The organism is Rhodococcus sp. BP-160 (genome assembly GCF_019836205.1).
Classification (GTDB): domain Bacteria; phylum Actinomycetota; class Actinomycetes; order Mycobacteriales; family Mycobacteriaceae; genus Rhodococcoides.
In genome coordinates this window covers 835,832-849,043 of sequence record NZ_JABUEK010000003.1, presented here as the reverse complement: position 1 = coordinate 849,043, position 13,212 = coordinate 835,832, and the positions used below count along the sequence as shown (strand labels likewise).

The 13,212-nt window shown below is 69.1% G+C and carries 12 protein-coding genes and 2 tRNA genes; 5 read left to right on the top strand and 9 right to left on the bottom strand.

The window, feature by feature from the left end; genetic code table 11:
* Together HQ306_RS15900 and pknB are read left to right on the top strand one after the other, a co-directional pair.
* Complete coding sequence (locus tag HQ306_RS15900; RefSeq protein WP_222632483.1) at positions 1-1,413, top strand: serine/threonine-protein kinase; 1,413 nt, start codon at positions 1-3, stop codon at positions 1,411-1,413.
* Positions 1,410-3,344, top strand: a complete 1,935-nt coding sequence (pknB, locus tag HQ306_RS15895) for a Stk1 family PASTA domain-containing Ser/Thr kinase (RefSeq protein ID WP_222632481.1) — start codon at positions 1,410-1,412, stop codon at positions 3,342-3,344. The genes HQ306_RS15900 and pknB overlap by 4 nt, the downstream gene beginning before the upstream one ends.
* A gap of 18 nt (positions 3,345-3,362) precedes the next feature.
* Here the strand turns inward: pknB and HQ306_RS15890 are convergent, their stop codons facing one another.
* Complete coding sequence (locus HQ306_RS15890; RefSeq protein ID WP_222632479.1) at positions 3,363-3,995, bottom strand: aminodeoxychorismate/anthranilate synthase component II; 633 nt, start codon at positions 3,993-3,995, stop codon at positions 3,363-3,365.
* A gap of 126 nt (positions 3,996-4,121) precedes the next feature.
* On the opposite strand from HQ306_RS15890, the gene crgA reads away from it, so the two are divergent.
* On the top strand, positions 4,122-4,385 hold the full coding sequence (gene crgA / locus HQ306_RS15885) for a cell division protein CrgA (protein ID WP_027505930.1): 264 nt from the start codon (positions 4,122-4,124) through the stop codon (positions 4,383-4,385).
* A gap of 78 nt (positions 4,386-4,463) precedes the next feature.
* On the top strand, positions 4,464-4,925 hold the full coding sequence (locus HQ306_RS15880; protein ID WP_222632477.1) for a PH domain-containing protein: 462 nt from the start codon (positions 4,464-4,466) through the stop codon (positions 4,923-4,925).
* Here HQ306_RS15880 and HQ306_RS15875 read toward each other — a convergent pair.
* Both HQ306_RS15875 and HQ306_RS15870 read right to left on the bottom strand, forming a co-directional pair.
* A complete protein-coding gene (locus tag HQ306_RS15875) occupies positions 4,922-5,815 on the bottom strand; it encodes a rhomboid family intramembrane serine protease (protein ID WP_222632475.1) in 894 nt (297 codons plus the stop codon). The two genes, HQ306_RS15880 and HQ306_RS15875, sit on opposite strands and share 4 nt — an antisense overlap.
* 39 nt (positions 5,816-5,854) lie before the next feature.
* Entirely contained in the window at positions 5,855-6,382 is a 528-nt protein-coding gene (locus HQ306_RS15870) for a peptidylprolyl isomerase (protein WP_027505933.1), read from the bottom strand.
* A 41-nt stretch (positions 6,383-6,423) separates the two neighbouring features.
* Between HQ306_RS15870 and HQ306_RS15865 the strand changes: the two genes are divergently transcribed.
* Positions 6,424-6,786: a hypothetical protein gene (locus HQ306_RS15865; protein ID WP_222632707.1), complete on the top strand. Its 363-nt coding sequence runs from the start codon at positions 6,424-6,426 to the stop codon at positions 6,784-6,786.
* Positions 6,787-6,800: 14 nt separating this feature from the next.
* Here the strand turns inward: HQ306_RS15865 and HQ306_RS15860 are convergent, their stop codons facing one another.
* From HQ306_RS15860 to gyrA, 6 genes are all read right to left on the bottom strand, one after another.
* The gene (locus tag HQ306_RS15860) at positions 6,801-8,117 is read right to left on the bottom strand and encodes an alpha/beta hydrolase (RefSeq protein ID WP_222632473.1); all 1,317 of its coding nucleotides are present in this window, start codon (positions 8,115-8,117) and stop codon (positions 6,801-6,803) included.
* Between the two features lie 110 nt (positions 8,118-8,227).
* On the bottom strand, positions 8,228-9,223 hold the full coding sequence (locus HQ306_RS15855; protein WP_231476347.1) for a GGDEF domain-containing protein: 996 nt from the start codon (positions 9,221-9,223) through the stop codon (positions 8,228-8,230).
* 121 nt (positions 9,224-9,344) lie between these two features.
* Positions 9,345-9,417: transfer RNA gene (locus HQ306_RS15850), tRNA-Ala, on the bottom strand.
* 132 nt (positions 9,418-9,549) lie between these two features.
* Positions 9,550-9,623: transfer RNA gene (locus tag HQ306_RS15845), tRNA-Ile, on the bottom strand.
* A gap of 98 nt (positions 9,624-9,721) precedes the next feature.
* Complete coding sequence (locus HQ306_RS15840) at positions 9,722-10,687, bottom strand: DUF3566 domain-containing protein (protein WP_222632471.1); 966 nt, start codon at positions 10,685-10,687, stop codon at positions 9,722-9,724.
* Positions 10,684-13,206 carry a DNA gyrase subunit A gene (gyrA, locus tag HQ306_RS15835; protein WP_027505935.1) on the bottom strand — a complete coding sequence of 841 codons (2,523 nt, stop codon included), beginning with the start codon at positions 13,204-13,206 and terminating at the stop codon, positions 10,684-10,686. Before gyrA ends, HQ306_RS15840 begins: the two co-directional genes overlap by 4 nt.
* Positions 13,207-13,212: the final 6 nt, after the last annotated feature.

The window sequence follows — 13,212 nt, the reverse complement described above, 5'->3', positions numbered from 1 at the left end:
ATGAGTGGAGGCCTGGGTAACGGAGCAGTGGTCGCCGACCGCTATCGACTGCTCCGACTGATCGCGACCGGTGGAATGGGACAGGTCTGGGAAGCGACGGACAACCGGCTCGATCGCCGCGTCGCCGTCAAGATCCTCAAGCCGGAGTTCTCGGACGACCCCGAGTTCGTCGAACGGTTCCGTGTCGAGGCGCGCACGACCGCGCTGTTGAACCATCCCGGCATCGCCAACATCTACGACTACGGCGAGGTGCGGGACGCCAACGGGCAGTCGCTCGCGTATCTCGTCATGGAGCTCGTCATCGGCGAGCCCCTCAACACGGTGCTCACGCGCATGGGTCGGCTTCCGCTGGTCCACGCACTGGACATGCTCGAGCAGACCGGCCGCGCCCTGCAGGCCGCACACCGCGCAGGCATCGTGCACCGTGACGTGAAGCCGGGCAACATCATGATCACGCCCGACGGGACGGTGAAGATCACCGACTTCGGCATCGCGAAGGCCGTGGACGCCTCGCCCGTCACGCGCACCGGCATGGTCATGGGCACCGCGCAGTACATCGCCCCGGAACAGGCGCTGGGTCAGGACGCGACGTCCGCGTCCGACGTGTACTCGCTCGGCGTCGTGGGCTACGAGGCCATCAGCGGGACCCGTCCGTTCGTCGGCGACGGCGCGCTGACGGTCGCGATGAAGCACGTGCGGGACGCCGCGCCGCCGCTTCCCGGCGATCTGCCGCAGCCGGTGCGGGAACTCATCGAGATCACCATGACCAAGGACCCGGCCGCACGGTACGAGAACGGCGGGGAGTTCGCCGACGCGGTCGCTGCCGTGCGCGCCGGCCGGCGCCCGCCCGCCCCGGGCACGGCGTCCGGTACCGGTCGGGTCGCCCCGCCCGTCGGCGCCGTCGGTGGGCCGTCCAGCACCCGCATGATGACCACGTCCGCCACCGGCTACGCCGCCGCGGCAGCGGCCACACCACGATCACCGGAACCCGATCGTGACCGCGAATCGGGTATGACCCCCGGGCAGAAGGCCCTGGCCTGGGCTGCCGGTGGACTGCTCCTGCTCGCCGCCGTCGTCGCGTTCGGGCTCTTCGTCTTCACCGAGAGCAACGGTTCGACGCCCGTCGTCACCTCGACCACCACGGCGGCGACCACCACGGAGCCGACCACCACCACGACGCGGCCGACGACCACCACCACCGAGCCCACGACGACGACCACCACCACCACGACCACCACGACGACGACGGAACCGACGACGACCACCACCGAGCCCACGACCACCGAGCCGACGACCACCACCACGACCACGACCGACGGGGGACTGTTCACCATCCCCGGTCTCGGCGGCGGGAACGGCAACGGCAACGGGGACGGCAACCCCTTCAACTACGCACCGGGAGGATCGCGATGACCACACCGCGCAAGCTCTCGTCCCGGTACGACCTCGGGGAGATCCTCGGTTTCGGTGGCATGTCGGAGGTCCACCTCGCGAAGGACGGCCGTCTCGATCGCGACGTGGCCATCAAGGTGCTGCGTCAGGATCTGGCACGCGATCCCACGTTCTACCTGCGGTTCCGCCGCGAGGCGCAGAACGCTGCGGCACTGAACCATCCGGCGATCGTGGCGGTGTACGACACGGGTGAGGCGGAGACCGAGACGGGTCCGCTGCCCTACATCGTCATGGAGTACGTCGACGGCGACACGCTGCGCGACATCGTCCGCGCCGAGGGGCCGATGGCTCCCAAGCGTGCGATGGAGGTCATCGCCGACGTCTGCGCCGCCCTCGACTTCAGCCACCGCAACGGCATCGTGCACCGCGACGTCAAACCGGCCAATGTGATGATCAACCGCGCCGGTGCGGTCAAGGTCATGGACTTCGGCATCGCGCGGGCCATCGCCGACAGTTCGTCTCCGATGACGCAGACCGCTGCCGTCATCGGTACCGCCCAGTACCTGTCGCCCGAGCAGGCTCGCGGCGAACAGGTCGATGCGCGATCCGACGTCTACTCGCTGGGCTGCGTGCTGTTCGAGATCCTGACGGGCGAGCCGCCGTTCACGGGTGACTCCCCGGTCGCGGTCGCGTACCAGCACGTCCGGGAGGATCCGCGACTGCCGTCGTCGGTGAATCCGGACATCCCGCGGGAGCTGGACTCGATCATTCTCAAGGCGATGAGCAAGAACCCGGCCAATCGGTACCAGAGCGCCGCGGACATGCGCACCGATCTCATCCGCGTCCTCGGTGGCCAGCGACCCAGTGCGCCGATGGTCATGAACGACGAGGATCGCACCACCATCCTCGGCTCGATGGACGCGCCGCGGCCCGGCGCTCGGCCGGCGTCCGACAACTCCGGCGAGCCTCGCCGGATCGCCCGCCACGCGCATCCCGACGCGGACGACGACGGAGACCGACCGCGCCGCAAGGGCGTGCGCGTCGCCGTCATGGCGCTCGCCGCCCTCGTGGTCGTCGGCATCGTCGGCGTCTTCCTGTGGAATCTCGGCCCCGGTGCGGAGGCCCGTTCGGTGACCGTCCCGGACGTGTCCGCGCAGACCGCCGACGCCGCCCGCACCACCCTCGAGAACGCGGGCTTCCGCGTCGACGTCCAGCAACGCTCCGACGCGACCGTGCCCGAGGGGTCCGTCATCGGCACGCGACCCGTGTCCGGCACGACGGTCGACGAGAACAGCACCCTCGTTCTCGAGGTGTCCACCGGTCCGGAGCAGATCCAGGTCCCTCAGTTGGCAGGACTGACGCAGAGCGCTGCGGAACAGGCACTGGTGCAGGCCGGTCTCGCTCTCGACCCGTCGATCGGCCGGGCCGCGTCGTCTCGCGCGGACGTCGACAAGGTCATCGGTCAGGAGCCGGCTCGCGGATCGTCGATGGCTCAGGGCTCGTCGGTACGCATCACGCTCGGATCGGGACCGCGTCAGGTGCGGGTACCCGACGTAGTCGGTCAGAACATCGAGGTCGCTCAGCCCAACATCGCGGGTGCCGGTTTCCTCGTCGACCGCCAGAACGTCGACTCGACGCTCCCGGCCGGTCAGGTGGTCGCCACGACGCCCGCGGGCGGCAGCAACGCCACCGACGGCGACACCGTGGTGGTGCGGGTGTCCAACGGATCGCAGTTCGAGATCCCGGACCTGGCAGGCCAGACCCCGGTCCAGGCCGTCGACCTCCTCCGCGCCGCCGGCTGGGAGGGCACCATCGCCGAGATCGACCAGGTCGACGTCCAGACGTCGGACCTCACGCAGGTCAACCGCGTTCAGCAGCAGGCGGTCGCGCCGGGGACGGCCATCGCCAAGACGGCGCGCGTCAACGTGACCGTCGGCAAGTTCGGGCTCTGACCCGACGCGGCGCCGTGCTCAGACGCGGGCGGCGCTCTCGAGCTCGGCCACCAGGCCCGGTTCGGGAGCCTCGCCGCACACGGCGAGCCAGTTCGCCAGCATGCGGTGACCACCCTGCGTCATGACCGACTCGGGGTGGAACTGCACGCCGTGGATCGGCAGCTCCCGGTGGCGCATCGCCATGACGATGCCGCTCTCGGTGCGCGCGGTCACCTCGAGGTCGTCCGGGATCGTGTCCTCCCGCACCGTCAACGAGTGGTAGCGCGTCGCGGTGAACGGATCCGGCAACCCTGCCAGCACGCCGTCTCCGGAGTGGTGGACGACGCTGGTCTTGCCGTGCAGAAGTTCCGGCGCGCGTTCGACCACGCCGCCGAAGGAGGCACCGATGGCCTGGTGTCCGAGGCACACGCCCAGCAGGGGCGTTCCCGACGAGGCGCAGGCCTGCACCATGTCCATGGTGACGCCGGCACGCTGCGGCGTGCCGGGTCCGGGACTGAGCAGCACTCCGTCCACCTCCGCCACTGCGGCCTCGACATCGAGCACCCCGGGGTCGTCGTTCCGCAGCACTCGGGCCCGTGTCCCCAGCTGGCCGAGGTACTGGACCAGGTTGAACACGAAGCTGTCGTAGTTGTCGACGACGAGGATGCGCATGTCACAAGACTAATGCCGCACGGGTGGGAGCTCGGCTGCAGGTTATCGTGGACGTGAGCAGTGAGCGTCCCCACCGTGGCTCACACCCGCCCGCCTGCAGTCCGGTACGAGAGTTCGAGGTCATCCATGCCCAAGTCGAAGGTCCGCAAGAAGCCCGACTACACGATCGATCCGGCGTCGCGGACGCCCGTCAAGGTCAAGGCCGCGCCGTCGAGCACGCTGTATCTGTCGGTCATGTTCGGTTTCATGGTGCTCGGTCTGGTGTATCTCATCGTGTACTACCTCGCCCAGGACAGCATCGGCTGGATGTCGGATCTGGGGGCCTACAACCTGCTGATCGGCTTCGGTTTCTGGATTGTCGGTCTCGTCATGACGATGAAATGGCGCTGACCGGGGCTTCCTCCGCCATGCGCGCCGAAATTACACGCGTGTTGTTCATCCACACTGTGGATAACTTCTGTGGATAACTTGTCCACAGGTGGCCGCGAGGCGCCGCAGTCCTGGTCCACACCCCTCGCCGCCGTGGCCGCGCTGGCGGTGGGAGCCGCTGCACTCGCCGCCGCTGCCGTCGCCACGACGGGTGATCCGGCCGGCCGCGCGCTCATCGGACTCGCCGCACTGGCAGCCCTGGCGCTGGCTGTGCTGGCCGCGGTCCAACGTCCGAAGTTGAGTGTCGACGGCGACGTCCTGCGCATCAGAACTCTGCGCGGAACCCGCGACTACGGGCGCGACGACGTGCTCTCACTGCGTCTGGTCCCGTACCCGCGGCTCGGTCGACGGGTTCCGATGCTGGAGATGGACGTGACCGACGGCGACGACGAGCGACTCGTCATCTTCGGTCGCTGGGACCTCGGGGCCGATCCGCGCGCCGTGTTCGACACCCTCGAGCTGCACGGGTGGGTCGACGCGGGCTGGTCGCAGCGGGACTAGCCCGCCACGAGAGTCGGAGCGAGCGTCGCGGCACGCAGACCGATCAGCGCCAGTGCGAGCAGCCCGACGCCGGCGATGCCGAACCATCCCAGTCGGCGTGACCGACGAGCGTCCGAACCGGTGACGAACAGCACCGCGGCCGTGGCGGCGGCACCGGCGGCGAGCCCGCCGAGGTGTCCCCACAGGGAGATACCGGGGATCGCGATGCTCAGCACCACGTTGAGCCCGATCACGACGAGCACCGGGGTGGGGCTGCGGCGCAGTCGGACGAGGATCACGGCCTGTGCACCGAGGAGGCCGAACACGGCGCCGGATGCTCCGACCGTCGCCACCAGGGGGCTGGACAGCCACATCACCGCCGCGGCGCCGCCCAGCAGCGCGACGACGTACACGGCGAGGTATCGCGAGCGTCCGAGCACCAGTTCGCAATCGCGCCCGATGACGTACAGGGCGAACATGTTCACGGCGAGGTGCACGATGCCGGAGTGCAGGAAACCACTGCCCAGGATGCGGACGACATCGCCGTCGGCCACCAGGAGCGGGACGAGCTGCCAGCTGCGGAACAGCGAGCTCGACTGGTTCGCCAGGCCGCCGGACTGAGCGGCCGTGAGGGCGAACACGAGGATGTTCAGTGCCATCAGCGCGTAGGTGACGACGGGGGTGGAGGCGGTCCTGCTGACACCGCCGGCCATCGTGCGGGCACGCGGGATCGACCCCGCAGCCTGTGCCACGCACTCGACACAGTGCTGACCCACCGCGGCCGGCCGCAGGCATTCCGGGCAGGCCGGTCGGTCGCACCGGGTGCAGGACAGGCCGGTGGGCCGATCGGGGTGGCGCACACAGGTAGGGAGGGGCGGCACCGGAGCGCCGCCCCATCCTGGTCCTGTCATGTCACACCGATCTCGCGACGGGGGACCGTGTCGGTCGAATCAGGCAATGGTGACGGATTCGATGACGACGTCGTTCACGGGGCGATCGCCGCGGCCGGTCGCGGTCGAGCCGATCTCGTCGACGACCTTCTGCGACGCGGGATCGATGACCTCGCCGAAGATGGTGTGACGACGGTTGAGATGCGGCGTCGGGCCGACGGTGATGAAGAACTGCGAACCGTTGGTGCCGGGGCCCGCGTTCGCCATGGCGAGCAGGTACGGACGGTCGAACGACAGCTCGGGGTGGAACTCGTCACCGAACTTGTATCCGGGACCACCCGTGCCGGTGCCGGTGGGGTCACCACCCTGGAGCATGAAGCCCGCGATGACGCGGTGGAAGATCGCGCCGTCGTAGAAAGGTCCCTCGGAGGAGCCCGACGCGTTCTTCGTGCTGTAGTCCTTGGTGCCCTGCGCGAGACCGACGAAGTTCTCGACCGTCTTCGGCGCGTGGTTGCCGAAGAGGGCGATCACGATGTCGCCGTGATTCGTGTGCAGGGTCGCGGTCTGAGTCTGTAGAGGTGAGGTCACAACACCATCGTGCCACCCGGGGAATGTGCAAGGGTGAACGGATGACGTCAACACCCGACAGTGCCACCGCCAAGAAGGCGCTCGGCATCGCCCGTGACACCGCCCTCACGCTCGCGAAGGGCCCCGCAGCAACAGGTTTCGTCGTCACTCGCAAGGGGGTGTCGGTCCTCCGGTCACGACGCGCCCAGCAGCGTGCCGCTCGTCCCGCACCCGTGCGTGCGGCGGCGCCCGTTCGACGCGGTCGGTTCGTGCCCGGCCGCCGCGCCGGCGTGATCGGACTGCTCGGCCTCCTCGGCGCCGGCGCTGTCGCGTTCTCCCGCTCGCGCCGCACCGAGCTGCCCCCTCCCGCCGCCGAGCCGCCGAGCCTGGGCACGCCGACGACCAACGGTCACCAGGCGCCCTGACACTGCTCCGCCGGTCAGAGCACCCCGAGCACGAACCGCGCCACGTCGGCCAGGTCCATGGTTCGTGGGCCGGGTGGGCTCGGCACTCCGGCCACCACCTCGGCCACGGCCCGTGCCGACACGCTGCCCGGTTCCAGGTAGTCGGCATGGCCCACGGTGCCCGCCGTGTCCAGCGCCTCGGTGTCGGGTCGCTCGCTGGGATCGGGCCCGAACCGTCCCAGGTCGGCGACGGGGTCCCACGCCGCCTCGGCGACGTGCACCGGGCCCGGCGCGGCGGCGGCGGCGCGGTCGCTCCATCCGGGCGAGCCCATCACCACCACGGCGTCGACGGGGCCACCGGCCTCGATGGCCTGCGCCGCGACGACGGTGCCGTAGGAGTGCGCCACCAGCGTCACCTCCGGAACATCACCACCGTGTCGACGATCGCCGAGCGCCTCGAGAACGCCGACGAGTGCCGGCGCGCCGGCCGCGGCCGGTGCGGTCGAGGCCACGCTGCGCCCGGGCTCGACGAGCTCCGTGTTCCATTGCGGCGCTTCGTATCCGAGCCACGACACACCTGCGGTGACGGAGCCGGGTGACAGCGCACCCGCCTCGGTGACGAGTGCCGCCGTCTCGCCGTCGTGTCGCGCGATCGACCCCGCCACCGTCGTCCCGGCGCCCGGAACCACCACCGCCACACGATCCGCACCGTCGAGGTCGCCGACGGACACCGCCGCCAGGGTGCGGCGCGCACCCGCCTCGTAGTGCACCAGACGGCGCTCGGGTCGCGCGAGCACCTCGATCAGCGCGTCGATGGCCGCCAGGCGCTGCCGCGTCTCGGCGAGTCCCGCGTCCACGTTCGAGAACGCGCCCCCGAACGCGGCGTCGTCGAGTCGCGCGGACAAGTCCCGTTCGGCGACGACGAGGCGCTCACGGTCCTCGGCCATCCGCGCCCGGTTGGCGGTGTCGAGCACCGCCACGGCCCTCGTGGGCGCCGACTCCGGCGGCGCGTCTCCGCCTGCCCTGGTCAGGTCCTCGGCGACCGTGCGATCCAGTTCGGCGAGGGCGCCCGTCCGATCCGCGGGATCCCATCGCGACAGGGCTGCACGGTCGTCACCCGCGCGGGCGAGGACGTCCGCGATCCGACCCAACACGTCCGCTCGCGTCGACAGCTCCGCCGCCGTACCCACGACGGCCGACCGAGCGGCGTCGGCCGCCGCTCCCTCCCACCCGGGCAGCCGCCCGATCGCGGTCGTGCGATCGACCAGCACGCGCAGGCGAGTCCCCGCGGACACCACCCTCGTGTGCATGCTCCACATGTCCGGTGCTGTCCAGACCACCGACTCGCTCACGCCGACCCCCGTCGTTCCCGGACGGCACGTGACGGCCGCCTCGAGCGGACAGTGGACCAGATGGAGACGGCGGGCCTGGCTGCGTCGTCCACAGCCCGGGGAACGAGCCGTCAGCGCCGCTCGGCAGGCACTCCGGTGTCCTCGATGACGGCCCTGGGCACCGGCGTGGACATCTGCTGGGCACCTCGGCTGCGCTTGGCCTTGTAGAGCTCGGCGTCGGCGGCCCGGTAGATCTCCGACCACTTGCGCACGGTGGGCATGCAGACCAGTCCGACGCTCCACTCGGCCGAGTGCGCTGCCCGCAGCCGCTCCAGAAGGGTCGCCGCCTCGCCCTCACCGGTTCCCGGCATGAACAGCACGAACTCGTCGCCGCCGAGACGGCCCAGGACGTCGCCCTTGCGCAGCTGACCGCGCCACGCTGCCGAGACCCGCTCGAGCAGTACGTCGCCGGCGATGTGCCCGTAGATGTCGTTCACGGTCTTGAAGTTGTCGAGATCGAGAACCGCCATGCTCACCGGCAGACCACGGGAGGCGAAGACCGGGAGCAGTTTCTCGACGCGGTCCTCGAGGCCCTGGCGGTTGAGGAGTCCGGTCAGGGCGTCCCGCGACGCCGAGTGCCGCATGCGCCGCGAGTGCGAGCCGAAGAACTCGGCGGCGGCCACGATGCCCAGCGCGGTGAGGACATAACCCACCATCGGCATGGTCGACGGCGACAGCGCGGCCGCCACGACCGATCCCACCGTCAGCACGCTCACCCACACCCAGCCGCCGCGCTCGCTCCAGTACCCCGCGAGCTGCATGCCCAGGAACATCGCCGCCTGGCTCAGCAGCAGGTACGCCACCGGTCCGTCCGACGTGAGGAACATCGCGCACAGCGACGCGACGGCGCCGCCCGTCACGATGCCCAGCGTGCGAGGCGAGGTCGGACGCGGGCCGAAGTGCAGGACGGCCGCACCGAGGAGTTGGAGACCTGCCGCGAGGACCATGACCACGGTTCCGGTGGTCGTGCCCGAGAACGCGACGGCACCGGCGATGAAGAGAACGGCGGTGGGACACAGATAGACCACCATCGCGGTGCTCGCTTCTGTTCCTCGTCCGGGGTTCACGCGTCAAGTATCGACGATGAGGCGCGCAGTGGTGGACGAAGCATCGCCGGTGGGCATGGTGACATGTCCAGAGACGAGAACACCCTGCTCCGACATGCGGAACAGGGTGTGGTCGTGACTGTGGAGCCTAGGAGATTCGAACTCCTGACATCTGCCTTGCAAAGGCAGCGCTCTACCAACTGAGCTAAGGCCCCGGATCGACATCCGGCAGACGATGCCACCGCGTACTCTCCACGCGGATCGCGCGAACAGTGACGGCAACGACGACCGACGTCACGAGGGCGGGGAGAAGAATCCTCACGGACATCCTTTCTCGCTCTCGTTCGTGGGCCTAGGAGGACTTGAACCTCCGACCTCTTCCTTATCAGGGAAGCGCTCTAACCGCCTGAGCTATAGGCCCGCACTCGGCCCGCAGAGCACGGTGGAACGTGCTGTGCTGACCGAGGAACGAGATTACCGCACACACGGCGCGAGACCAAAACGCCGGTGTGCGGTGGGTCAGTCCCGGTCCGCCAGCGTCACTTCGAGGCCGCCGACGAGGTCGGAGCACAGGTTGTAGATGAACGTGCCGATGGTCGTCAGTGCTGTGAACAGCACCACGTTGATGAGACCGATGACGGCGGCGTAGCCGAAGATCTGGCCGGCCGACACCAACCCGGACTCGCCGGACGTGGCGACGATGTCGGAGAACGCGTTGTTCAGTCGATCCCACACGCCCATGCCGTCGAGCACCATGTACAGCAGCCCGACGGCCACCATCCAGACGAAGAACAGCGACACGGAGATCACGAGCGACAGCTTCAACATCGACCACGGATCGATCTTGCGCACCTGGACGGTCGCGCGCAGCGGCTCACCGGACTCCGACGGTCGCGCCGTCATCATCGGGGTGGCGCGCTCGGTGCGCTGCTCCTCCTGCTGCGGGTGACGGACCGTCGAGAGGTCCGGCATGTCGGTGGGCAGGTCGTTCCGCGCGATGTTGCGCGTCGGCCCGTCGATCACCGCAGCCTTGGCCGTCGCCTCGGCGGGACGCCCCTGGCGGGGACGGTCCTGACCGTCCGTCGGACGTGCAGCGGGCTGCACGGTCGTCCGGGCCTGACCCTGGTCCGGACGAGCCTGCTCGGGAGCGCGGCCCGTCGGAGAGGGACGGCTCTGCAGGTTCGTCTGCGGCTGCCGCTGAGGTGGCTGCTGCTCCCGCACTGGAGCCTGCTGGGAGTCCGGTGTCCGAGCCGGACGGGGACCCTGATGGCCGGGGTCCTGCCGAGCAGGGTCCTGTCGAGCGGAGTCCTGCTGCACCCCGTCCTGGCGTGCGCCGTCCTGCTGGGCAGGCGGCCACGCCGCGGGCGGGCGAGGTGCCGGGGGTCCGCCGGCAGGCCGTGGGGCCTGACGGTCGGACGTGGTGCTCGGCGCGGGGCGTCCGTTTCCGGTGGACCCGGGCTGTTCGGGAGTACTCACTGCGCTCATGACTCCTTGGATCCGTCGGCCTCGGCGATCGCGAGGTCCTCCGGCTCGTCCGCGTTGCGTGCGATGGCCAGCAGGTTGTCGCCGTCGCCGAGGTTCATCAGCCGAACGCCCTTGGTCTGGCGTCCTGCCTTGCGAACCTGACGAGCCGCGGTGCGGATGACACCGCCGCTCGAGGTGATGGCGTAGAGCTCGTCGTCGTCCTCGACGATGAGCGCTCCCACCAGGGTGCCACGACGCGGGTCGTACTGAATGGTCAGCACGCCCTTGCCACCGCGGCCCTGCGGGGGGTAGTCCTCCATCGCGGTGCGCTTCGCGTAGCCACCGGACGTGGCGACCAGCAGGTACGTACCGTCCTTCACCACGTTCAGGGAGAGCAGTGCGTCCTCGCCGTTGAAGCGCATTCCCTGGACACCCGAAGTGGCGCGGCCCATCGGGCGCAGCACCTCGTCGGTGGCCGAGAAGCGGATCGACTGGCCCTGAGCGGACACGAGCAGCAGGTCGTCCGAATTGGTGCACAGCACGGCTCCGACCAACTCGTCGTCGCCGCGCAGGTTGACGGCCACGATGCCACCGGAACGGTTGGAGTCGAAGTCGGCCAACTTGGACTTCTTCACCAGACCGGCCTTCGTCGCGAGCACCAGGTACGGCGCGTCGTCGTAGGTCTTGATCTGAATGATCTGCGCGATCCGCTCGTCCGGCTGGAACGCCAACAGGTTGGCGACGTGCTGTCCGCGGGCCGTGCGGTTGGCCTCGGGGAGCTCGTACGCCTTGGCCCGGTAGACCCGGCCCTTCGTGGTGAAGAACAGGATCCAGTCGTGCGTCGAGCAGACGAAGAACTTGCTGACGATGTCGTCCTGCTTGAGACCCGCGCCCTGCACACCCTTGCCGCCGCGCTTCTGCGATCGGTAGAGGTCGGTCCGCGTGCGCTTGGCATACCCCGTCTCCGTGATGGTGACCACGACGTTCTCACGCGCGATCAGGTCCTCGTCGCTGACGTCGCCGTCGGCCGCGATGATCCGGGTACGACGATCGTCGCCGAACTTGTCGACGATCTCCTTCAGCTCCGAGCGCACGATCTCCCGCTGACGCTCCGGACGGTCCAGGATGTCCTGCAGGTCCGCGATCTCGATCTCGATCGCGGCGAGCTCGTCGACGATGCGCTGCCGTTCGAGGGCAGCGAGGCGACGCAGCTGCATCGCGAGGATGGCGTCCGCCTGGATCTGGTCGACGTCGAGCAGGTCCATCAGGCCCTGGCGTGCGACATCGGCGTCGGCGGACCGGCGGATCAACGCGATGACCTCGTCGAGGGCGTCGAGCGCCTTCACCAGTCCGCGCAGGATGTGGGCCCGCTCCTCGGCCTTCCGCAACCGGTACCGCGTACGACGGACGATCACGTCGAGCTGGTGGGTCACGTACAGCTTGATCATCTGGTCGATCCGCAGGGTGCGCGGAACGCCGTCGACGATCGAGAGCATGTTGGCTCCGAAGCTCGTCTGCAACTGGCTGTGCTTGTAGAGGTTGTTCAGCACCACCTTCGCGACCGCGTCGCGACGCAGCTTGATGACGATGCGCATACCGACGCGGTCGGAGGACTGGTCCTCGATGTCGGAGATGCCGGCGATCCGGCCGTCCTTGAGCTGCTCGGCGATCGAGGCGATCATGTTGTCCGGGTTCACCTGGAACGGCAGCTCGGTGACGACGATCTGCGTGCCGCCGCGCTCCCCCTCCTCGATGTCGACCACGCCGCGCATGCGGATCGATCCGCGACCGGTGCGGTACGCGTCCTCGATGCCCTGCGATCCGACGATGAGACCGTGAGTGGGGAAGTCGGGTCCCTTGATCCGCTCGATCATCGCCTCGAGGGCGACCTCTTCACTGGCCTCGTAGTTGTCCAACATCCAGTACACACCCTCGGCGAGTTCCCGAAGGTTGTGCGGCGGAACGTTGGTCGCCATGCCGACCGCGATTCCGCCACTGCCGTTGGCGAGCAGATTGGGGAAGCGGGCGGGCAGCACGGTCGGCTCGAGGGTGCGGCCGTCGTAGTTCGCGATGAAGTCGACGGTCTCCTCCTCGATGTCCGCGAGCATCTGCATCGCGAGAGGAGTGAGCCGACACTCGGTGTACCGCATGGCCGCCGGGCCGTCGTTGCCGCGGGAACCGAAGTTGCCCTGACCGTCGACGAGCGGGTACCGCATGGACCACGGCTGCGCCATGCGCACGAGGGTGTCGTAGATCGAGCTGTCGCCGTGGGGGTGGTAGTTACCCATGGTCTCGGCCACCGGTCGAGCCGACTTCACGTATCCGCGATCGGGTCGATATCCGTTGTCGAACATGGCGTACAGCACGCGGCGGTGCACGGGCTTGAGACCGTCGCGCACCTCCGGGAGTGCTCGACCGACGATGACGCTCATCGCGTAGTCGATGTAGCTGTTCTGCATCTCCTGCTGGATGTCGACCAGCTCGATGCGGTCGGACGTGGGTCCGTCGCCGCCGGTGGGGGGCAGGGTGGTGTCTGTCATTGCATT

Bases quoted from the DNA above. Each gene is read 5' to 3' on its own strand.
- HQ306_RS15900 (WP_222632483.1), top strand. From the start codon at position 1: ATGAGTGGAGGCCTGGGTAACGGAGCAGTGGTCGCCGACCGCTATCGA.
- pknB (WP_222632481.1), top strand. From the start codon at position 1,410: ATGACCACACCGCGCAAGCTCTCGTCCCGGTACGACCTCGGGGAGATC.
- HQ306_RS15890 (WP_222632479.1), bottom strand. From the start codon at position 3,995: ATGCGCATCCTCGTCGTCGACAACTACGACAGCTTCGTGTTCAACCTG.
- crgA (WP_027505930.1), top strand. From the start codon at position 4,122: ATGCCCAAGTCGAAGGTCCGCAAGAAGCCCGACTACACGATCGATCCG.
- HQ306_RS15875 (WP_222632475.1), bottom strand. From the start codon at position 5,815: ATGACAGGACCAGGATGGGGCGGCGCTCCGGTGCCGCCCCTCCCTACC.
- HQ306_RS15865 (WP_222632707.1), top strand. From the start codon at position 6,424: ATGACGTCAACACCCGACAGTGCCACCGCCAAGAAGGCGCTCGGCATC.
- HQ306_RS15840 (WP_222632471.1), bottom strand. From the start codon at position 10,687: ATGAGCGCAGTGAGTACTCCCGAACAGCCCGGGTCCACCGGAAACGGA.
- gyrA (WP_027505935.1), bottom strand. From the start codon at position 13,206: ATGACAGACACCACCCTGCCCCCCACCGGCGGCGACGGACCCACGTCC.